The 20,499-nt window shown below is 71.3% G+C and carries 20 protein-coding genes and 1 pseudogene; 9 read left to right on the forward strand and 12 right to left on the reverse strand.

The window, feature by feature from the left end:
* Together ABZ342_RS09370 and ABZ342_RS09375 are read right to left on the reverse strand one after the other, a co-directional pair.
* A pseudogene (locus ABZ342_RS09370) lies at nucleotides 1-792 on the reverse strand (PE-PGRS family protein); the annotation flags it as partial.
* A gap of 209 nt (nucleotides 793-1,001) precedes the next feature.
* A complete protein-coding gene (locus ABZ342_RS09375) occupies nucleotides 1,002-1,910 on the reverse strand; it encodes a hypothetical protein (protein ID WP_360470666.1) in 909 nt (302 codons plus the stop codon).
* A 235-nt stretch (nucleotides 1,911-2,145) separates the two neighbouring features.
* On the opposite strand from ABZ342_RS09375, the gene ABZ342_RS09380 reads away from it, so the two are divergent.
* From ABZ342_RS09380 to ABZ342_RS09390, 3 genes are read left to right on the forward strand one after another with little or no spacing between them, the layout of a single operon-like run.
* Nucleotides 2,146-3,384: an AI-2E family transporter gene (locus ABZ342_RS09380; RefSeq protein ID WP_360470668.1), complete on the forward strand. Its 1,239-nt coding sequence runs from the start codon at nucleotides 2,146-2,148 to the stop codon at nucleotides 3,382-3,384.
* Between the two features lie 32 nt (nucleotides 3,385-3,416).
* Nucleotides 3,417-4,517, forward strand: coding sequence for a DUF5931 domain-containing protein (locus ABZ342_RS09385; protein WP_360470671.1), 1,101 nt, complete (start codon nucleotides 3,417-3,419; stop codon nucleotides 4,515-4,517).
* A complete protein-coding gene (locus ABZ342_RS09390) occupies nucleotides 4,514-5,173 on the forward strand; it encodes a response regulator transcription factor (RefSeq protein ID WP_360470674.1) in 660 nt (219 codons plus the stop codon). Before ABZ342_RS09385 ends, ABZ342_RS09390 begins: the two co-directional genes overlap by 4 nt.
* Before the next feature lie 3 nt (nucleotides 5,174-5,176).
* On the opposite strand, the gene ABZ342_RS09395 is transcribed toward ABZ342_RS09390, so the two are convergent.
* Nucleotides 5,177-6,229: a hypothetical protein gene (locus tag ABZ342_RS09395; protein WP_360470676.1), complete on the reverse strand. Its 1,053-nt coding sequence runs from the start codon at nucleotides 6,227-6,229 to the stop codon at nucleotides 5,177-5,179.
* 78 nt (nucleotides 6,230-6,307) lie between these two features.
* On the opposite strand from ABZ342_RS09395, the gene ABZ342_RS09400 reads away from it, so the two are divergent.
* Entirely contained in the window at nucleotides 6,308-6,976 is a 669-nt protein-coding gene (locus ABZ342_RS09400; protein WP_360470678.1) for a DUF1707 domain-containing protein, read from the forward strand.
* A gap of 75 nt (nucleotides 6,977-7,051) precedes the next feature.
* Here ABZ342_RS09400 and ABZ342_RS09405 read toward each other — a convergent pair whose 3' ends face one another.
* The 8 genes from ABZ342_RS09405 to ABZ342_RS09440 all read right to left on the reverse strand — a co-directional run bounded on the left by ABZ342_RS09405 (nucleotide 7,052) and on the right by ABZ342_RS09440 (nucleotide 15,570).
* Complete coding sequence (locus ABZ342_RS09405; RefSeq protein WP_360470681.1) at nucleotides 7,052-8,452, reverse strand: MFS transporter; 1,401 nt, start codon at nucleotides 8,450-8,452, stop codon at nucleotides 7,052-7,054.
* A gap of 394 nt (nucleotides 8,453-8,846) precedes the next feature.
* On the reverse strand, nucleotides 8,847-10,514 hold the full coding sequence (ptsP, locus tag ABZ342_RS09410; RefSeq protein WP_360470684.1) for a phosphoenolpyruvate--protein phosphotransferase: 1,668 nt from the start codon (nucleotides 10,512-10,514) through the stop codon (nucleotides 8,847-8,849).
* Nucleotides 10,507-11,244, reverse strand: coding sequence for a hypothetical protein (locus tag ABZ342_RS09415; protein WP_360470687.1), 738 nt, complete (start codon nucleotides 11,242-11,244; stop codon nucleotides 10,507-10,509). Before ABZ342_RS09415 ends, ptsP begins: the two co-directional genes overlap by 8 nt.
* A gap of 28 nt (nucleotides 11,245-11,272) precedes the next feature.
* On the reverse strand, nucleotides 11,273-12,142 hold the full coding sequence (locus ABZ342_RS09420) for a ribokinase (RefSeq protein WP_360470689.1): 870 nt from the start codon (nucleotides 12,140-12,142) through the stop codon (nucleotides 11,273-11,275).
* Nucleotides 12,143-12,401: 259 nt separating this feature from the next.
* Complete coding sequence (locus ABZ342_RS09425; protein ID WP_360470692.1) at nucleotides 12,402-13,547, reverse strand: hypothetical protein; 1,146 nt, start codon at nucleotides 13,545-13,547, stop codon at nucleotides 12,402-12,404.
* Nucleotides 13,544-14,698, reverse strand: coding sequence for a hypothetical protein (locus ABZ342_RS09430; protein WP_360470694.1), 1,155 nt, complete (start codon nucleotides 14,696-14,698; stop codon nucleotides 13,544-13,546). The genes ABZ342_RS09425 and ABZ342_RS09430 overlap by 4 nt, the downstream gene beginning before the upstream one ends.
* A gap of 3 nt (nucleotides 14,699-14,701) precedes the next feature.
* A complete protein-coding gene (locus ABZ342_RS09435; RefSeq protein WP_155548262.1) occupies nucleotides 14,702-15,016 on the reverse strand; it encodes a hypothetical protein in 315 nt (104 codons plus the stop codon).
* A gap of 23 nt (nucleotides 15,017-15,039) precedes the next feature.
* On the reverse strand, nucleotides 15,040-15,570 hold the full coding sequence (locus ABZ342_RS09440) for a YbaB/EbfC family nucleoid-associated protein (RefSeq protein WP_360470697.1): 531 nt from the start codon (nucleotides 15,568-15,570) through the stop codon (nucleotides 15,040-15,042).
* Nucleotides 15,571-15,785: 215 nt separating this feature from the next.
* Here ABZ342_RS09440 and ABZ342_RS09445 point away from each other — a divergent pair, with 215 nt between their 5' ends.
* The 5 genes from ABZ342_RS09445 to ABZ342_RS09465 all read left to right on the forward strand — a co-directional run bounded on the left by ABZ342_RS09445 (nucleotide 15,786) and on the right by ABZ342_RS09465 (nucleotide 19,721).
* Entirely contained in the window at nucleotides 15,786-17,165 is a 1,380-nt protein-coding gene (locus ABZ342_RS09445) for a hypothetical protein (protein ID WP_360470700.1), read from the forward strand.
* On the forward strand, nucleotides 17,162-17,896 hold the full coding sequence (locus ABZ342_RS09450; protein ID WP_360470703.1) for an ESX secretion-associated protein EspG: 735 nt from the start codon (nucleotides 17,162-17,164) through the stop codon (nucleotides 17,894-17,896). Before ABZ342_RS09445 ends, ABZ342_RS09450 begins: the two co-directional genes overlap by 4 nt.
* The gene (locus tag ABZ342_RS09455; protein ID WP_360470705.1) at nucleotides 17,893-18,294 is read left to right on the forward strand and encodes a hypothetical protein; all 402 of its coding nucleotides are present in this window, start codon (nucleotides 17,893-17,895) and stop codon (nucleotides 18,292-18,294) included. Before ABZ342_RS09450 ends, ABZ342_RS09455 begins: the two co-directional genes overlap by 4 nt.
* Nucleotides 18,291-18,911 carry a DUF3558 domain-containing protein gene (locus tag ABZ342_RS09460; protein WP_360470707.1) on the forward strand — a complete coding sequence of 207 codons (621 nt, stop codon included), beginning with the start codon at nucleotides 18,291-18,293 and terminating at the stop codon, nucleotides 18,909-18,911. Before ABZ342_RS09455 ends, ABZ342_RS09460 begins: the two co-directional genes overlap by 4 nt.
* Nucleotides 18,912-18,983: 72 nt before the next feature.
* Nucleotides 18,984-19,721, forward strand: a complete 738-nt coding sequence (locus ABZ342_RS09465; RefSeq protein WP_155548268.1) for a TetR/AcrR family transcriptional regulator — start codon at nucleotides 18,984-18,986, stop codon at nucleotides 19,719-19,721.
* Here ABZ342_RS09465 and ABZ342_RS09470 read toward each other — a convergent pair.
* A complete protein-coding gene (locus ABZ342_RS09470) occupies nucleotides 19,718-20,455 on the reverse strand; it encodes an SDR family oxidoreductase (protein WP_360470710.1) in 738 nt (245 codons plus the stop codon). The genes ABZ342_RS09465 and ABZ342_RS09470 overlap by 4 nt on opposite strands.
* Nucleotides 20,456-20,499: the final 44 nt, after the last annotated feature.

Raw genomic sequence — 20,499 nt, forward strand, 5'->3', positions numbered from 1 at the left:
GCCGGAGGTCGCGACGGTGTCGGCCGAGTAGCCGTGGCTCTGGCCGTTGCCGAGCAGGTACGACGCGGCGTTGCCGGTCACCTGCACCGGGGTGGCGAGCTGGCCCGCGACCACGTTGCCGGAGAGCGAGGAGCCGTCGCCGTTGGTGTCGACGTTCCCGGTCTCGTTGGTGCTCTGGCTGGCCGACCCACCGGTCACGCGGCCGGTGCCGCCGGCGACGCCGCCGCCGTTCCCGGCGATCTGCACGGGGAGGGCCCAGTCGAGGGCGACCGCGTTGCCCGCGAGGCTGGAGTCCTGGCCCGTCGTCGCGATGTCCTGGTTGTGGTCCCAGGTCTGCGTGTGGTCGCCGCCCTGGACGTTCGCGTCGCCGATCACGCCGACCGCGTTGTCCACGATCTGGATCGGGACGACGACGTCGCCGGTGACCTTGTTGCCCTTGAGGTTGTTGTGCCCCGGGGTGAACGCGCCCGCGCCGTCGGCCTTGGTGGCACCGCCGAGGGTGCTCTGGCTGATCGGGCTGGCTTCGTCGAGCTGCTTAGCCGCTTCGTTCGCCGCGTTGGTGACCGGCTTGGTGCTCAGCTCCGTCTGCCCGGCGGGCAGGTCCAGCTGGCCGAAGGGGGTGCCGACCGCGTTGTTGGCTTCCTGGATGGGAGCCGTGACGTTCAGGTCGAGCGGGGACGCCGGGGCGTCCGGGTTGACGTTCTCGTCGGCCGAAGCGATGCCGGTACCCAGCATCAGCAACCCACCGGTGACAAGTGCGGTCTGGAGTCCGCGCTTTGCCCACGTCTGCATGGGGTTTTTCTCCTTTATTTCGGGTTCCCTTGCGGGCTTATGGGGGTGCGCTCGTCGAATTCGAAATGGGGTCCGAGCCGCACCAAGGGGGGAAGGAACTTCGTGCGGGCGCAACAAAGCGCACCGCCGTGTCACGGGAAATCCGCGGACGCAGGAGCCGTCAGAGGAAGACGGGACCGGGCGCGTCAGCGACCCGTGAAGGGAGGTGTTCAGTCAGGAGTGACGCCGGGCTGCTCGCCCGGGGTGCGCATCGCGGTGCGCAGGCCGGCGCGGCTCATGGCCGCGACGGCGGAGTCGACGGCTTCGGTCGTCCAGAAGGGGACGCCGAAGTTGAGGCCGTCGAGGTGACCACCGGGGGCAGTGCTGCCACCCGGGGCGGTGGGGACGGACGGCGCAACCGGAAGCTGCACCGGGGCCAGCGGCGACGGCAGGTCACGGTGCCCGGTGCGGGACTCGCCCGCGGCACTGGTGACGTCGTCGTGCTGGAAACCCGTCGGCATCGCGAGCACGGCTCGCAGCGCGGCGGGGAGCTGGACGGTCGAGACGGCGACCGTGTCCGTGGCCTGGCCGACACCCGTGGTCACCGGCTCCTGCTCGACCGGGGCGAGCCCCGGGAGCGGAACCAGGTCACCGTGGGCGGCCGGGTCGAGCAGCTGCAGCACGTCGTGCGCCGGCTCGGGGGTGAAGGTCTGCTCGAGGACCTGGCGGGTGTCCTGCGGCTGGCGGACGATGTGCTCGACCGCACCGAGGGTGCGCTTCGCCGGGCTCACGACGGCGTCACCGGCGAGGTCCGAAACCGAGTCGCCGACGCGGTCGGAGACCTCGTGGCCGAGGGTGCGGGCGCACGGCTCGCTCCACGCCGTGGCGTCCTGGTGGCAGCTCGAGTCGGCGACATCGGTCGCCGCGCTCGACGCGCCGTTGTCCACGTCGCCGAGGCTGCCGGTGGCGGCCTCGGTGATCGGGGCGGTCTCGACGGTGTCCGCGGAGGCGGTCGCACCGGAGACGAGCCACGCGGCGGCGGTGCCGGCGACGGCGCCGCCGAGGACGAGCAGCGCACGCGACACGAGACGGCGAGCGCGCTTGGCACCCTGCCCCTCGTTCGTCGCGGTGTTCGCCACTCGTCGTCTCCTCGTGCTGGGTTCGTGATCGATCGGCAACATTGCGTTGCGGAAGCGACCTAACCAAATCCGGGACGCGCCGCGCACCTTTGACGCGACTTGATGCCCCCATCGTGTGAACGACACACTGTGTAGCCCGGTCTGACGGCGGGTGATCACCCCTGGCAGAGATCGGTGCCGGACGCGGCCGCGGGAAAGCGGCCGAATCGGGCGGTCCAGCCAGTACGGTGTGGCGGTGAGCCACGCGCGACGCGAAGACCCGTTCCTGCCGGAGCACGAGGACATCACGGGACTGATCCCCCGCGGGCTGCGCATCAGCGCCGCGCTCGCGTGGCGGTTCATCGTGGTGGTCGCGGCGCTGTACGCGGTGGTGTGGGTGATCGGCTACCTCTCGGTCGTCGTCATCCCGCTGTCCATCGCCCTCCTGGTTTCGGCGCTCCTCGCGCCGGCGGTGCAGAAGCTGGTGGCGGTGAAGTTCCCGCGCGGGCTGGCGACCGCGATCGTCCTCATCGCCGGGCTGGCCGTGCTGGGCGGCCTGCTGACGTTCGTCGTCACCCAGTTCTCCTCCGGCCTGCCGCAGCTGCAGCAGCAGGTGAACGCGAGCCTCGACCAGATCAAGAACTGGCTGCTCAACGGCCCGCCGCACCTGCGCCAGGAGCAGATCCAGGACTTCATCAACCAGGCGATCGGCTTCATCCAGAACAACCAGGCGTCCATCACGACGACCGCGCTGACGACGGCGAGCACGGTCGGCGAGATCCTCACCGGCTTCCTGCTGACGCTGTTCATCACGATCTTCTTCCTCAGCGGCGGCGAAGGCATCTGGACGTTCCTCGTCCGCGCGGTGCCCCGCCCGGTCCGCAACCGGGTCGACGTCGCCGGGCGCCGCGGGTTCGCGTCGCTGGTCAGCTACGTGCGGGCGACGGCCGCGGTCGCGATCGTCGACGCGGTCGGCATCGGTGTCGGCCTGTGGATCATGGGCGTGCCCCTGGTGATCCCGCTGGCGACGCTGGTCTTCATCGGCGCGTTCATCCCCATCATCGGCGCCGTCATCACCGGCGGTGTCGCCGTGCTGATCGCCCTGGTGACGAACGGGTTCATCGGCGCCGTGATCGTGCTGGCCATCGTGATCGGCGTGATGCAGCTGGAGAGCCACATCCTGCAGCCGCTGCTGCTCGGGCGAGCCGTGAAGCTGCACCCGCTGGCCGTGGTCCTGGCCATCACCGCCGGCCTGGTCGCGGGCGGGATCGCCGGCGCGCTGCTGGCCGTGCCGCTGCTGGCCGTGCTGAACGCCGGCGTCCGGTCGCTGCTGCACGAGACCAACCCGGACCCGGCCGAGGTGAACGTCCTGAAGGACCAGGCCGCGCAGCCGAACGACGCCGAACCCGGGGGCCCGAAGGCCGAAATCGCGACGGTCGGCGAGGAGGAGTCCGCCGCGTCACCGGCCGAGCCGCCGAAGCGCGACAAGCCGTGACCACCCGGCGGTCACCGGACCCGATCACGCCCATGTGGCGTGGGGTGCTGGCGTTCCGCCTGCTCACCTGGGCGTTCGCCTGCGGCACCGTGATCGTCCAAAGCGGGCACTACCAGCGGGAATGGCTCGCCTGGACGATCCTCGGCGTGATGGCCCTGTGGTCGGTGGTCAGCAGCTTCTTCTACCTGCGCGAGCGCACGCGGCCGCCGGCACTGGTCGTCTTCGACCTCGTGTTCACGACCGCGTTGCTGCTGACCTCGCCGTGGGTGCTCAGCGACGCGCAGTTCGCGTTGAACGTCCCGCTCATCACGACGGTGTGGGCGGCCGTGCCGGCGGTCGCCGCGGGCGCGCGCTTCGGTGCGAGCGGCGGGGTGCTGGCCGGGCTGGTCCTCGGCGTGGCGACCGGGCTGGCGCGGGAGAAGTTCGACCTCGACGTCGCCCGCGACGGCGTCCTGCTCGCCGCCGCCGGGCTGCTGGTCGGCATGGCGGCGACGATGGGACGGCGGTCCGCGGCGCGGCTGGAGCAGGCGCTGCGGAAGGAAGCGGCGACGGCCGAGCGGGAACGGCTGGCCCGGTCGATCCACGACAGCGTGCTGCAGGTGCTGGCCCGGGTCCGCAAGCGCGGCAACGAGGTCGGCGGGGAAGCGGCCGAGCTGGCGAAGCTGGCCGGCGAGCAGGAGATCGCGCTGCGGTCGCTGGTGACGACCGAGCCGCTGAGGTCGAACGACGGCGAAACCGCGAGCCTGCGGACCGCGCTGCAACTGCTCGCGACGTCGTCGGTGCAGGTCTCGACCCCGGCGGACGACGTCGAGCTGCCCGCGCACGTCACCGACGAACTGGTCGCCGTGACGCGCGAAGCGCTCTCGAACGTGGAGAAGCACGCGGGCCCCGACGCGCGGGCCTGGGTGCTTCTGGAAGACCTCGGTGGCGAGGTCGTGGTCAGCGTCCGCGACGACGGACCGGGCATTCCGGACGGCGTTCTCGAGCGAGCGGCCGCGGCCGGGCACCTCGGCGTGGTGGAATCCATCCGGGGGAGGGTGCGCGACCTCGGTGGGAGCGCGACCCTCGACACCGGGCCCGGCCGGGGCACGGAGTGGGAGGTCAGGGTGCCGAGCACGAGGGGTGCGAGATGAGCGACGAGCCGCGGATCTCCGTGATGGTGGTCGACGACCACCCGATCTGGCGTGACGGGGTGGCCCGCGACCTGACCGAGCACGGCTTCGACGTGCGGGCGACCGCTCCGGACGCCGGGGCGGCGCTCCGGATCGCGAAGACCGTGCTGCCGGACGTCGTGCTGATGGACCTCAACCTCGGCACGACCTCCGGCGTCGACGCCACTCGCGAGATCACGGCGGCGCTGCCGTCGACGAAGGTGCTGGTGCTGTCCGCGAGCGGCGAGCACAAGGACGTCCTCGAGGCGGTGAAGGCCGGCGCGTCCGGCTACCTGGTCAAGTCGGCGTCCGCGGCGGAGCTGGTGGACGCGGTGCGCCGGACCGCGGCCGGCGACCCCGTGTTCACCGCGGGCCTGGCCGGGCTGGTGCTCGGCGAGTACCGGCGGATGGCCGACGCGCCGGCGGAAGGCGCCGAGCCGCCCCGCCTGACCGAGCGCGAAACCGACGTCCTGCGCCTGGTCGCGAAGGGGCTGACCGCGCGGCAGATCGCCGAGCGGCTCGTGCTTTCGCACCGCACGGTCGAGAACCACGTGCAGTCGACGCTGCGGAAGCTGCAGTTGCACAACCGCGTCGAGCTGGCCCGGTACGCGATCGAGCACGGCCTCGACGAGGAGTAGCCGCTACGGCAGCACGGCGAACCCCGACCAGACGCTCGTCGGCAACGCCGCTTTGCCCAGCCGCCACCGCGGCTCGCCCGGGTGCCAGGCGGCGAGGACGCCGTCGGCCAGCACGAGGTCGCCGGCGTCGGACCAGTCGAACCCGCCGCCGCGCTTGAGGTGCTCGGTGATGAACGGCATCGCGGCGACGTGTTCCCAGCTCAGCGCGTCCGGGCGCAGCAGCCAGAGGTCCCGGGTCTGCGTGCTGGTGCCGCGGTAGGCGGGGTTGGCGAAGTCGACGGCCCAGACGCTGCCGTCCCGCGAGGGCACGACGGTGGGCGTCCTCGCGATGACCGGACGGCTGAGCTGCTGGTGGCGGTTGTCCCGCAGGTCGACGAGGGTGAGCTCGGTCAGGCCGTCGAGGAGCATCCGGTCACCGGCGACGCCGAGGATGCGCGGCGCCTGCTGGACCGTGCGGCCGCTCTCCGGGTCGATCAGCGCGTCGGTCGACTCGGCGGCGCCGGAGTTGATGGTGATCAGCAGGCCGTGCGAGGTCCCGGCCCGTACCTGGGTGTGGCAGCTGGCGGACTGGCCGTGGCCGAGCTCGCCGCCGGAGAGGGAGACGTGCTGCAGCCGGCAGGCGTCGGGGGCGTCCGGCCGGATGACCCACACGCTCTCGCCGTCGACGGCCGGGGCCACCGACCAGGCACGGCCGAGGGAGCGCGGCGGGCTCGCGGGCCCGGTGTAGACGAAGACCTCGAAGGGGTCGTCGCTGCCGGTCCCGGCCGGATAGGCGGTCAGGAGGGCGGACTTTCCGACCCGGACGACGCTGATCCCCAGGTCGCCGCCGGGGTAGCCGGGCGGCGTGGCGACGGGTCCGCGGTCGGCGTCGAAGAGGGTCGGGCCGGTGGTCGGGAGGAGGGCGGTGATGCCGATGCCGCCGGTCGTCGGCACGCCGGTGAGGCCCTCCGGCGGGGCGGACGGCGTGGTCGGCGGAGCGCTCGTGGCGCTCGGGCCCGGGGGCGGCGGCGGTGTTTCGCCGGTGCACCCGGACAGCAGAACCAGCGCCGCGCACACGGCGGCGCCGCGGAATCCGGGTCCGTTCAGGGTTTTCCCCCGATCTCCCTGGTGAAATCCGGTTCTACCATCGTGGGCATGGGCGAGGAAGAGACCACGGCGGCGGAACCGGTGACCGAAACCAAGCCGTTGGGCGAGCGCGATCTTCGGGTGTCCGACGACGAGCGCGAGCACGTCGTCGGGGTCCTGCAGAAGGCGATCGGCCGCGGGATGATCGACCTCGACGAGTTCACCGAGCGCACCGACCGCGCGCTGGCGTCGCGGACCCGCGGCGAGCTGAACGCGGTGCTGGCGGACCTCGCCGGGCTCTACCACCCGGCGGCCGCGGCCGCCGCCGCGCCGTCGTACGCGGCGCCTCCGGTCGGCTACGGCGGCAGCTACACGTCCGGACGGCGCTTCGAACTCAACGCGAAGTACTCGTCGCTGGTCCGCAGCGGGCCGTGGGTGGTGCCACCCGAGATGGTCGTGCGCAACAAGTACGGGTCGACGAAGCTCGACTTCACCGAGGCCCAGGTGCAGTCGCCGGTGGTGCACATCGAGCTGGACGCCAAGTGGGGCTCGGTCGAGGTGATCATCCCGGAGCACGCGGCGGTCGACGTCAACTCGATCACCGACGTCAAGTTCGGCTCGCTGGAGGACAAGACGCGCAGCAACGGGCACATGGGGAACCCGCGCTTCGTGCTGAGCGGCCGGGTCCACGGCGGCTCGCTGGTCATCCGGCACCCGCGGCGCGGGTTGTTCGGCTAGCCGGGGTCCCTCTGCCCCCGGCGACAAAGAAGGCCTCCCCACCCAGGCATCGGGTGGGGAGGCCTTCGTCGTTCGTCAGGCGGCCCGGAGGTTCCTCGCGACGAAGCCGACGAGCACGGCGAACGCGACGGCGGCGAGCCCGGCGACGACGTGCAGCCCGCTGGGCAGGCCGTGCGCACCGGCGACGGCGTTGCCCAGGGTCCCGACGGTCGCGATCCCGAGGGCGTAGCCGAACTCGTTGACGGTCTGGGCCAGCGACGCGGCGGCCCCGGCCTTGCGCTGCGGAACGGAGCCGACGACCAGATCGGTGCCGAGCGCGACCATCGGCCCGACCCCCAGCGACGTCACGGCGAACCCGAGCGCGGGCCACCCCGGCCCGGCCGCGGGGTCGACGACGGCGAGGATCGCCATGCCGGCCGCGGCGAGGGCGACGCCGCCGGCGATCAGGACGTTCGTCTTCACCCGGCGCGCGAGGTGGGGCGCGGCGAGGAAGCTGACGGTGGAGGCGGCCATCCCGGGCAGCAGCCCCAGCGCGGCCCCGACCGGCGAGAGGTGCTGCGCGACCTGCAGGAACTGCGCCGTGAAGAGCATCGTGGTGCCGCCGAGCATGCTGAACAGGAGCATCCCGCCGAGCGTGGTCCGGAAGGCCTGCGCGGCGAAGAGGCTGAAGTCGACCAGCGGGTCCTTCAGGGCGCGTTGCCGCTTGTAGAAGACGTACCCGACGGCCAGGCCGGTGATGAGGGAGGCGGCCGGAAGCGGGTGGACGCCGTCGCGAGCCAGCTCCTTGACGCCGTAGACGGCGGGCAGGATGGCGGCGAGCGAGAGGCCGACGCTGGGCAGGTCGAGGCGGCCGGCCTGCTCGTCGCGGTATTCGGGCAGCAGCTTCGGGCCGATGACGAGCAACAGGACCATGGCGGGAACGCCGAGGAGGAAGACCGAGCCCCACCAGAAGTGCTCGAGCAGGAAGCCGCCGACCATCGGGCCGATGATGGCGCCGACGGTGAAGCAGCCGGCCCAGATCCCGATGGCCTGGGCGCGTTGCTGCGGGTTCTTGAAGAGCGTCCCGATGAGGGAGAGGGTCGACGGAGCGAGCGTCGCCCCGGCGATCCCGAGCACGGCCCGCGCGGCGATGAGCATGCCGGCGGTGGTCGAGAAGGCCGCGGCGACGGAGGCGATCCCGAAGGCGGCGGCCCCGATGAGCAGCAGCTTCCGCCGCCCGATCCGGTCGCCGAGGGTCCCCATGGTGACCATGAACCCGGCGACCATGAAGCCGTAGGTGTCCATGATCCACAGCTGCTGGGTGCCATCGGCGTGCAACCCGGCGGCGAGCTTCGGCAGCGCGAGGACGAGGACGAAGACATCGAGCGAGACGAGCAGGGTGGGCAGGGCCAGCACGGCCAGCCCGACCCACTCCCGGCGCCCGGCCCTCGCCGTCTCGGCCGGCGCTTCGACCGGCGCTTCAGCGGTGATGGTCATGGCTGCTTCCTCTCGGCTCAGTGGTGCTCTCACCACTTCGTCGAGCGGGGGCGGCCGGAATCGACAGGTCGCTTCGATTTTGTTCGGGAAGCCGTGAAGGCCGCCCTTGTGAGGCGGCCTTCACGGTGTTGCGTCAGGTTGTCCACACCCCTCGTGCGTCGGGGACAACTCCGCGGGTTCAGGTTCGCACAGATCACCACTGTCGGTGATGGCCGATAGACTGAAAGTGGGGGGGTGTCCCTGGAGGCGGCGGATCGAGCCGAAATCCGGCGCTCGCGCAGGGGAGACGGCCACCTCCGAGCAGCCACCGCCGCCGAACCACTGGCCACCGTCGGCAGCCACCGGCCGCCGGAACGGCCGGTGCTTCGAAGCGTCTCGCGGGTGCCCGCCGCGGTCAGGGGCGAGCCGCTGCTCGCGCGTCCGCCGGGCTCGATGTCGCCAGTGCCGCCTCCGCCAGGCGCTCGCAGTCCGCGAGGGTTGCCGTCGCCAGGCTTGCGCCCACCGTGCGGATCGCCGGGGCGTTCATCGACAGGCTCGTCAGGCCCAGGCCCGCCAGGACCAGCGCCAGCCTCGGGTCCGCCGCCGCTTCGCCGCACACGCCGGCCGGCTTGCCCGTGGCCTTCGCCGCGTCGCCGATCAGCTTCAGCAGGCGCAACAGGCCCGGCTGCCACGGGTCGTTGAGCTTCGCCACCGCACCCAGCTGGCGGTCCGCCGCGAACGTGTACTGCGCCAGGTCGTTCGTCCCCACCGACACGAAGTCGACCGCTTCGAGGATCTCGCGGGCGCTCAGCGCCGCCGCCGGGATCTCGATCATCACGCCCGCCCGGGCGATGCCCGCCGCGCGGACGCGCTCGGCGAACCAGGCGGCTTCCTCGACCGTCGCGACCATGGGGGCCATCACCGAGACCTCGGCGCCGGAGTCCTCCGCGGCGCCGGCGATCGCCTCGAGCTGGCGGTCCAGCACCTCGGGACGGTCGAACGCCACGCGCAGCCCGCGGACGCCGAGTGCCGGGTTCGGCTCGGCTTCCGGGGAGAGGAACGCCAGCGGTTTGTCGGCGCCCGCGTCCAGGGTCCGCACGATCACCGGCTTGCCGCGGAACGGCGAAAGCACCGCCGTGTACGCCGCGCGCTGCTCGGCCACCGACGGTTCGTCCGAGGCGTCCAGGTAGCAGAACTCGGTGCGGAACAGGCCGACGCCTTCCGCGCCCGCGTCGGCCGCGGCCTGCGCGTCGGTCGGGGAGCCGACGTTGCCGTAGACCTTCACGCGGTGGCCGTCGGACGTCGCGCCCGTGCCGTTCCACTCGGCCAGCTGCGCCTTCGTCGCCGTCACGACCGGTGCGGACGGGTCCGCGACCTCGACCGTGCCCGCGTCGCCGTCGACCGCAAGCGCTTGCGCGTCCAAGCTCAGCAGGCCGCGCACAGCGACGACGGCCGGGATGCCCAACGCCCGCGCGAGGATCGCCGTGTGACTGGTCGGGCCGCCTTCTTCGGTGACGAGGGCGAGCACCTTCGCCGGGTCCAGGCCCGCCGTGTCGGCCGGGGCGAGGTCGCGCGCGACCAGCACGCTCGGCGACGCCAGCTCCGGCACCCCCGGCGGCGCGATGCCGAGCAGCTCGGCGACCAGGCGGTCGCGCACGTCGCGGACGTCGCGGACGCGCTCGGCCATGTACCCGCCCGCGGCGGCCAGCGCTTCGGCGAAGCCTTCGGCAGCTTGGTGGACGGCCCGCGCGGCGGGCAGCCCCTGCGTCTTGACCAGCTGTTCGGCCTGGGCCGCGAGCGCCGGATCGGCCGCCATGGCGGCGGTGGTGATGAGGATCGTCGCGGCGTCGCCGGTGGCGGTCTCGGCCTGCTTCTCGAGCCGGCCGGCGACGATCGCGGCCGCCGGCGTGATCCGGGCGGCTTCGGCGGCGGGGTCGGCCGGGGCGGGGGTGGCGGCGGGCTCGCCGAGCGGCTCCGCGACCCGGACGACGGGACCACTCGCGCGGCCCGGGCTGACGGCGACCCCGGACAGAGACTCCGCCGACGGGCGCTTTTCCGCGGAGGCGGCACCAAGCTCAGACATGGTCTAGACCATAGCTCAAGTAGGTCTGGATATCTCGTGGTGGCGGGCACAAGCCTCGCTCACGGACCTGTTCGAGCACCGGCCGGACCTCCTCGTGCCACCAGGCTTCGGCCAGCTCGCCGCGGCTGCGCACCGGCCGTCCGGCCAGCATACGGCGGAAACCCCAGGCCTCGGCCGAGTCGGCGAGCCGGAACCAGTCGGCCGGGTCGTCGAGCCACAGCCCGAGGCGGACGTCGTCCGGCAGCGGGACGCGCTCGAGGAACATCCGCTCGGCGGTCTTCGACGGCAGGTCGGCGAGCGTCAGGCAGCGCAGCGCGCAGGCGACCGTGCTGATCCAGCGGACCCGCGCGCGGATGGTCGTGGCGCCGCGGGCGCGGGCGATGGCGACGCGGTGGTGACCGTCGTCGACGAAGAACATTTCGGACAGCCGCACGAGCCGTACCGGCGGGAGGTCGGCGGAAGTCCGCGTCAGGCGGTCCCAGCGGTCGCGCAGCGCCCGGTTGCGCGGCCGGAACTCGCGGTCGAAGTCGCCGGCGCGGGCGACCGTACCGACGATGGCCGCCAGCGGGACGTCGTAGACGCCCTCGTCGACTTCGGTCTGCTTGCCGAGCGCCTTCAGCGTTTCCCCGAGCGGCATGATCGCGAGGTGGTCGGGGCGGCGCGCTTCCGCGATCGCCTTCAGCTGAGCGGCGTAGCCGCGCCACCAGGCCGAGCCGAACGAATCGCCCATGTGCGCTACAACACGGTCGCCGGGATGATCATTCCCCCAGGTCAGCGTCAGTCGGGTAGGACGGCTGCGCGCCGTGCCGCGTCACGCTGAAGGCCGCGACGCGCACCGCGCGCTTCGCCGCGGCGACGAGGTCGGCACCATCGGCGAGCGACGCCGCGAGCGCGCCCGCGAAGGCGTCCCCGGCACCGGTGGTGTCAACGGCCTCGACTTCCGGCGACCCGACCTCGGTCGTGCGGTCGTTTTCCACGACGACCGCACCGGCGGCGCCGAGCGTGACGACGGCCGCCCGCGGCCCGAGCTCCAGGAGCTTCCGAAAGTCGGCGCCGGGCCCGGTCAGCCAGGCGGCTTCGTGTTCGTTGACGAGCAGGACGTCGAGCTTGGCCAGCGTCTCCGGCGACAGCTCCGCCGCGGGCGAAAGGTTCAGCAGCACCTTGACGCCCTTTTCGGCGGCCCGCGCGACGGCGTGCTCGACGGTCGGCAGCGGCACTTCCAGCGAGGCGACCATGATCTCGACCCCGTCGAAGACAGCTTCGACGTCGCCGGGTTCGAGGCTCGAGTTGGCGCCGGGCGACACGAGGATGGCGTTCTCGCCGTCCGGGGTGACCGTGATGTAGGCGATGCCGGTCGGCCGGTCGCTGGTCCGGACCAATCCGGTGTCGACGCCGGCGGCGCGCAACGAGTCGAGCAGCAGCCGGCCGTAGGGATCGTCACCGACGGCCCCGAGCAGCGCGACATCCGCCCCGAGCCGGCCCGCCGCGACGGCGGTGTTGGCGCCCTTGCCCCCCGGCGAAAGCACGGTGTCGCCGCCCAGTACCGTCTCGCCACCGGCCGGCCGCCGGTCCACCGCGACGACGAGGTCGGCGTTGGCGGATCCCACCACGAGGACGTCGGAGTTCATCCCCGCACTTTGCCACGAAAGCCGTCCGACCAGGTCGGGAAGGGCGCGGAAGAGGAAAGTGAAGGTTTTTGTAACTTATCCGGCGCCGGGTGCGACAATCATGCGAGCAGCGGATGACCGTCACTCGATCGGGGGATGTCATTCCCCCGGCCGTCACTACGCGGACCGGTCCCGCTCTCCAGGTGCGTCACCACGCGAGACGCGGTGACGTTGCCCCGACCGGCGAGAGCCGGACAGGGCATCAGGTCGCCGGCGCCGATCACGTAGCCCCCCGAGTGATCGGCGTCGGCGGCGCCCCGCCCCCGACGGTCAACACGACTTGGCGGGGCAGCAGGATGGGCACGCACCTGGTGAACTTCCGCATCGCCGCGGGACTCAACGGCCGCGGCAGGCGGTACCAGCCATCGCTCAGGGCGAGGTTCTCGACGTCGCCGTGGCGCAGCGGGAAGTCGAGGTCGACCGGCCGGAATTCCAGGTGACCGTCGGTCAGCAGGCGCAGTTCGGCGACTTCGTGCCAGCCGAGCTCGTATTTCCGGTGGTACGTCTTCCACCGGAAACCCAGGTTCGAAAGCCGCAGGTCGGCTCGGAGCTCTCGCTTGCGGGTGTTGAACTCGAAGGCGTGGACGACGCCGCCGAGCACGATGACCGCGCCCAGCAGAATCCGGCAGACGGTGTGCAGGAAGCCGGACGGCCCGAACTCGCCTGCCACGTACGCCCCGATACCGAGCATGGCCATGGCGAAGTCGAAGAACCACACTTTCCGGCGGTCCCAGCCGTTGACGTGGATGCTCACGTGGTCCAGCTCGGGCACGGTGGCCGGCCGGGGAACGAACCCGGCGGCCGGTGCCGACCGGGGGACCGGTGCCGACCGGGGCGCGGGTTCGGGCGCCGCCGGGGTGACCGGCCGTTCGGCGATTCCGGTGTGCTTCCCGACGATCTCGCGGACGCGGCCGGCTTCGATGACCGACAGCGTGATCCCGGCTACCAGGAACGCACCTCCCGCCACCGGGGTGAGTCCTCGATGGCGCTCCACGAACCGGTCGTCGACCGGCTCGAGAACGACCCGGAAGGAGTCGTCCCGGCCCGGCTCGGCCGGAAGGGCGACGGCCGCCAGTTCGTCCCAGCGCGCCGCCCAGACGACGCCGCGGACGATGCGCGAGATCCCCGAGGCGTCGAAAACCAGTTCGTTGACGACGGGTTCGGGCAGCGAGCGGAAGACCAGGATCAGCCCGAGCAGCGCGAAACCTCCGCCGAAGACGCAGCCGGCCAATCGCGGGCTCTCCTGGGTCGCCGACAAGCCCAGCCAGACGATGCCTCCGCCGATGGCGAGGAGGATCCCCGCCTGGATCCAGTGGCGTCCGTCCGTCCGCGACACGACAACGCGGCCGGTCTCCGGCGCGGTCATTCGATCGAACCCGAAATCCGCTGCGAACCTGGCTGTTCGAACACCGGCGGCTGGACGGTCGTCTGTTTCTCCGCCGGCTCGTCGTCGCCGTTCACCCAGTCGTCGACCCCTTCGGCCTTCTTCTTCCGGGATTCCTTGCCCCACTCCTTCTTGGCGTCGTCCCAGAGGTCCTTGCGGAAGTTCTCCCCGAACTTCTCGCCGAGCTCCGTCCGGGTGTCGTTCCGGATCTCCTTGCCGAGCTCCTTGAGGTTCTCGCCGAGCGACCGGTCCGACGACACGGTGTCCTTCACCTTCTTCCGAACCGGGCGCTCCTCCCGGACCTTGTCGAGGAACGTCCGGGTGTCGCGCGGCTCGTTCTTGATCAGCCCGCCGACCTTCTTCAGCGGGCCGGGCAGGTTTTCCGCGCCGCGCTTCAGTGCGCCCTTGACCCGCCGGAAGATGTCGCCGATGCGGTGGAACAGCTCCTGCGCCTTCTTGAAGGCCTTCAGCAGCTTCTTGATCCACTCCATGCACTTGCTGCCGGTCTTGACGGCTTCGGCGGTGCCCTCGGTGGCCATGCCCGCCGGCAGCGCCGGGCCCGGGTACCGGCAAGCGATGCTGATGAGCTTGCCGACGCACTCGGAGATCAGGTCACGCACGATCGAGCGCACCACGCTCAAGATCGTTTTACAGATGTCGACCAGCTTCGAAATCGCGTTGGCCCCGGTCGCCACGCCGGCGTACGTCGCCGCGCGGTCTTCGGCGAAGGCGCGGTAGGCGTCCGCCGAGGCGCCTTCCCAAGCCGCGCTGTCCTTCTTGACGGTGTCCTGGAGGTCGGTGCTGATCTTCTCCAGCTCCTTGCCGACGTTCTCCCAGGTCCCGACCATGTTCTCCAGGGCGACCTGGTCACCGGTCAGCCAGTCGAGGGGTTCTCGCAGCCACGGAAAGAACTCCATCGCCCACCCGACCGCGGCCGAGGCGACTGTGCCGATCGGGTCCGCGACGAGTTCCGCGATGCCGCCGGCGCCGAACGCCGCGTTCACCAAGCCCTCGGTCCAGTTGCCGTCCGCGACGGCGGTACCCGCGTCCCAGAAGTCCTGGAAGAGGCCGGCGCCTTCGAACGCGCTGCGGTCCTCCGCCGCGTCCGTCTTGATCAACGGGTTGTCGGCCACAGCTCAGTCCTCCACCTTGAACAGGTCCTTGAACTCCGACTCGTCGGCTTCTTTCATCTGCTGCCAGAGCTGGATGCGGGTCGAGTGGTCGTACGACGACGTCGACGCCGATTCGATCGCGATCTCCGCCACCTGCTGGGCGATGGCGCAGATCGCCGCGAGCGGAATGCCGAGCAGGCCGAACGCTTCGGGGTGCTCGGTCGCGTGGGCGGCTTCCTTGCACTTGTCGATCCGGTCGGTGATCGCCTCGATGTTCTCGCGGTGCTTCTGCAGCTCCTGCGGGTCGACCGCGAAGCCCGGGCCGCCTGGTCCGCTCATGGTTCCCCTCCCTCGCCCGCGCTTCAGCGCAGGTAGTCGCCGTCGCTGAAGTAGTCGTCATCGCGACCGTCGTCGGACGACGGGCGCGGCGCGCGCGGCGGCTCCGGTGGCTTCGGCGGTTTCGGCGCCGGGGGCAGCTGCCGCTCCTCTTCCGGCACGAACCGGTCGCCCTCATCGCGCGGCGAAGGCGGCGCGGTGAAGCCTTCCGGTTCGGGTGGCGGGAACGCCTGCTCGAGCCGGCTGACCAGCTGGTTCATCACTTCGGGACCGACCGGGTCGGTGACGCCGGCCTGCATCGCCGCGGCAAGCTTGCTCTGGGCGGTCTTGACGGTGCCGAGGATCTCTTCGGCGAGGTCGGGTTTGTCACGCACACCCAGGCCGATCTCCAGGCCGATGAGATTGCCGGCGTGGTCGACCTTCACCCCGATCTGGCCGTCCTTGCTGCGCGCGGAAACCGAGACCGCCTCGATCTCGCCGACCATCCGCTCGGCCTTGCGCTGGGATTCGGCCATCCTGGCTTCGAAGTCCGCGATCATCTGCTCAGGGTTCGTCACGCGAACCTCCCCGTTCACGTCAGTAGCCGTACGGCGACCGAGTGTGGCACAAGGCACCGACAGTCGTGGGCGGTTCAGCGCGTTGTGACGAAGGCCCCTGCCGATTTCTCACCCGACCGCGCGTGACCTGGGTCGATTCTTGGCACGGCGAGTAACCGGTGCGGTATCGTCCGTCACGCACGAGGGGTGATCGAACGCGTGGGGAGCGTGGTTCGGTGGGGTTGTTCGGCGACATGCTCGACGCTGCCAAGCACGTCGGGTCCGGAATCGCGCACGCCGTCCAGTCGGGTGGCGAGGGGCTCGGCAAGGTACTGAGCGGCGCGGGTGTCGGCCTGCTCGCGGGCGGGCCGATCGGCGCCGTCGCGGGGGCGTACGTCGGTTCGCAGACCGGCACCGGAGCCGAGAACCCGCAGGCCGCCGGGTTGTCGCCGGGGCAGCTGGTCCAGGCCGTGCTGCACGGGCCGGGCACCGAGTCGTTGCAGAAGGTGCACCAGGCGGGCGTCGACCAGTCGACCTACCAGCGTCAGCTCGAACAGGGCACGCGTGAACTGACCTCCGGCCTCGAGTCCGCGTGGACCGGCGGAGCCTCGGACGCGGCCCGGGAACGTCTCCAGCCGCTGACCGCGTCGGCGGTGTCGGCGTCCACGACCCTGGACCGCAACTCGACGCTGTCCCAGGCGCAGATCGACCAGTTCCACCAGATGAAGAACTCGCTGCACCCGGACGTCACCGACCAGCCGCCGACGCGCAGCGCCTGGGACGTCGCGACGCCGTGGGACACCGACACCGAAGACAAGATCAACCAGTACAACCGGAAGGCCGCGGAGAACGTCGAGCGGTACACGGCGTACTCGCAGCAGTCCAGCTCGAACACCGCGGCGCGGACGATCGACTACGGCCAGCTACGCGAGTACACCGGCGGCGACTTCACAGTGCAGGACCCGAAAAAGCCCGTCGAGCCGCCACCTCGGAAGCGGACGAGCGGGGGCGGTGACGACCGGTCGATCGGTGCGCAGGTGCAGCCGCCACCGGCGGTCCACCCGCCGGTCGTCCAGCCACCGCCGCCGGGGCCGGTCACGCCGCCGGGCGTACCCACGCCGGGAGTGGATGACAGCGTTCGCGCGCAGGGTTACGTGCCGCCGTCGACGTCGTTCCCGCCGGGCTTCCAGCCACCGGGGACGGGATCGGGCGGCGGGTTCGGCCCCGGCTCGGGTCCCGGCGGCGGGTTCGGACCGGGTGGCGGCCTCGGCCCCGGCGGCTTCGGCCCCGGCGGTGGCTTCGGCCCCGGTGGCGGCGGATTCGGACCGGGCTCGTCGTCCGGCGCGGGCGGCGGGACAGGTGCCCGCGGCCCCGGCGCGTCGACCGGAGCCGGCTTGACGGGCGAAGGACGCCCGGGCGCGGCCGGCGGGATCCGCGGCGGCGCGGCGGGCAAGCCGGGCTCGCCGGGAATGGGTGGCATGGGCCAGGGCGCCAAGGGTGGTAAGGGCGAGGAGGACGCGGAGCACCAGCGCGCGTCGTACCTGGTGGAAGCCGATCCGGAAAGCATCTTCGGGGGCTCCGACGAGCGGACCGTGCCCCCGGTGATCGGGCTGTGATCTTCCTGCCCAAGGCCGCCCTGCTCACCGCGTGGGAGTGGGAGCGGCACGGCCCACCGCCCGCGGTCCTCGGCGCGGACAACCTCTGGCTCGGCGACGAGACCCGCAAGCGGCTCGACGAGAAGATCCTGGACGTCCTCGCGTCGCTCCGGCTCGCGGCGGGCGGCACGTTGACACGCGAATTCCGTGACGTCCTGCGCGTCCTGGCGAAGGGCGCCCATCAGTTCACGGCGTGGCTGGGTGACATCGCGGCCGACGAGTCGGGCACGGTCCTGGTCGCGTCCGACGGCCCGGACGCGCTCCGCTTGATTCGGAAGGGCGAGACGGTCCGGATCGACCTCGTGGAGCCGTCGCGGATCGCGGAGTCGCTGGTGGACGTGCTGCCACCGGTCCCGCCGGCGCGGATTTCCCCGGTGTCGATCCCGGAGACGCGGTTTTCGCGCGAGGAGTCGTACGACCTCGACGACCCGACGGCAGATCGCGGCGGCGACCCCCTGGTTTGGGCGCGCCGGCTGATGGCGGCCGAGCGGACGGGCGTCCACCAGTGCTACGCGGTCAACCGCGGCTCGCGCAGCGCGCCGATCACGGCGGTGGACGTCGGCGGGGTCGGGCGGGTGCTGACGTACGTGTACCCGGGGCGTGAGCGGATGGTCAGCTTTCAGCCGGGGACCCGGGGTGCGCTGACGGAAGTGCTGTACGCGACGCTGAACGGGTTAGGGGGAGGACGATGACGGGCTCGATCTTCAGCGGGATCGGCTTTTGGGCGACGGATATGCCGAGTGGCGCGTCGCGGCCGGCCGGTGGGCAGGGGTTCGCGATGAGCAGCTCGGAGATGCGGGCGATGCTCAAGAAAGCCGAGGACCAAAAGGACACCATCGTCGAGCAGATGCGAGCCGCCGAAGGGTTGAGCCAAGCGAAACCGCCGGCGGACGAGCCGGTCAGCCGGCAGGCGGTGCTCGGCCCGAACGGGGTCAACGAAGCCGGGCGCTACTACCAGGGCCATCTGCAATACCAGCTCGACTACTACAAAGAACTGATCCGGCGATTGAGTCAAGCCCTCGGCATCACCGAAGCGGCTGACCGGCAAGCTGCGGATTCGACGAAAACGATCAAGGGGTCGCTCGAATGATTCGACGAGTTCTCGTCGGTGCCACCGCGGTGGTGGTCGGCACGGCGTTGCTCACTTCATGCACGGGTGAACGGCGCACACCCGGCACCGCTTCGGCGGCGCCGGCCAGTAGCGCGGAACTGCCGAACAGCGGTGCTCCCAAGGTGACGGACCCACTGCCCGCCAAAGTGCTGGAAGGCAGTCCCTGCGATTCGGCTTTCACCGCCGACCAGCTGACCGGCTATCTCGGACAACCAGGTTCGCCGAAACCGAAGGACTCGGAGCTGGGTCCCATGTGCGACTGGGGCAGTACCTCGGGAAGCAGTGCCGGCATCCTGGTCATCTACGAGACCAAGAACGACGAAGGCATCAGCCTCGCCTACAAAAACGAGAAGCCCAAGGCCAAGCGCTGGGTCGACGACCTCGCCCCGGTCCAGGGTTACCCCGCGGTCGGCTACGTGGATGTGGGGTCGACCGACAATCGAACGTGTGTGATCGTCGTCGGCATCTCCGATGAGCTGGCGTACTCCGTCTCGCTGAGCATCGGTGACTCGGCGGTGCAGGCGGGCAAGGACGCGTGCGAACTCGGGCGCGGAGTGGCCGACACCGTGCTGACCAACCTCAAAGCGCGGTCCTGAGCTGCACCTTTTCGTTACGACGGAGATCGCGTTAATGCAAGACTTGTCGTAGTAAGCACCTAGACTGTTCGGATGAGCCACCCCACCCGGAGGGGTCGCGCGCGTGCGGCTACCGAACAGGACATTCGGCGGACCGCTCGGAAGCTGCTCGTCGAGCAGGGACCCGAGGCGGTCACCCTGCGCGCCATCGCGCGGGAGCTGGGGATCACCGCGCCCGCGCTCTACCGGTACTACGAGTCGCGGGACGACCTCGTCGGGACCCTGCGGCTGGACGTCTGCGCCGATCTGGCGGACGAGCTCGCGGAGGACATCGCCGAGCTGCCGGACGACGGGATCATGCAGCTGTTCGCCATCTGCAAGGGCTTCCGGCGGTGGGCACTCACCCACACGAAGGAATTCACGCTCGTCTTCGCGTCGCCGACCGGAGGCGTGGGGTCGACGACCGGGAGTGCGCTGAGCCGCGTCGACGAGCCGTTCGGACGGATCTTCCTGGCCGCCGCCGGGCGGGTGCTCGCGCGGACCGACATCGTGCTGCCGTCCGCCAGCGGGGTGCCCGACGAGCTGCGCGACGACCTCCAGAAGTTCCAGGAGTCGCTGGTCACCGTGCTCGCCGAATCCGACCGGCAGGTGCCGGTGGAGAAGATCGACCTCGGCGTGACGTACCTGATGATCCAGTTCTGGGCCCGGCTCTACGGGCACGTCACGCTCGAGGTCTTCGGCAACTACCCGATCCCGATGTCCAAACCGGACGTCCTGTTCGAGGCGATGCTCATCGACCTCGCCCGGGAGATCGGGCTCTACTCCGGCTAAGCCGCGTGGCCGCCGTCGGCCGAGAGGGTCGACGCCGTCACGTAGGCGCTGGCCGGCGAAGCCAGGTAAGACACCGCGGCCGCCACCTCCGACGGCGAGCCGTAGCGGTCGAACGTCGTCAACGTCCGCTGGTCCGCCGCGTAGGGACCGTCGGCCGGGTTCATGTCCGTGTCCGTCGGGCCCGGGTGGACCAGGTTGACCGTGACGCCGCGCGGGCCGAGTTCGCGTGCCAGCGCCTTGGTCAGGCCGACCATCGCCGCCTTGCTCGTCGCGTACAGGGCCATGCCCGGGCCGGGTACGCGATCGGTGACGCAGCTGCCGATCGTGATCACGCGGCCGCCGTCGCCCAGGACTCCCGCGGCCGCCTGGGTTGCGGCGAACACGCCGCGGACGTTCACCGCCAGCACGCGGTCGACGTCTTCCAACGAGGTTTCGGTGAAAGCGCCGACGAACCCGACGCCCGCGTTGTTCACCAGCACGTCGAGCTGGCCGAATTCCGCCACCGCAGCCGAAACGGCGGCCGAAACCGCGGAAGCGTCCGCCGAGTCCGCCTGGATCGCCAGCGCGCGGCGGCCGAGGTTCTTGATCTGCTCGACCACCTCGGCCGCCCGCGCGGCGTTGTTCACGTACGTCAGCGCGACGTCGGCGCCGTCCTCGGCGAGCCGCAGTGCCGTGGCCGCGCCGATGCCGCGGCTGCCGCCCGTCACCAGTGCCACCTTGCCGTCGAGGGTCATCCCCGATTCTCCTTCGATCGAACGGTTTTCCTTGACCGTTCAAT

The organism is Amycolatopsis sp. NPDC005961 (genome assembly GCF_040629235.1).
Lineage (GTDB): Bacteria > Actinomycetota > Actinomycetes > Mycobacteriales > Pseudonocardiaceae > Amycolatopsis > Amycolatopsis camponoti.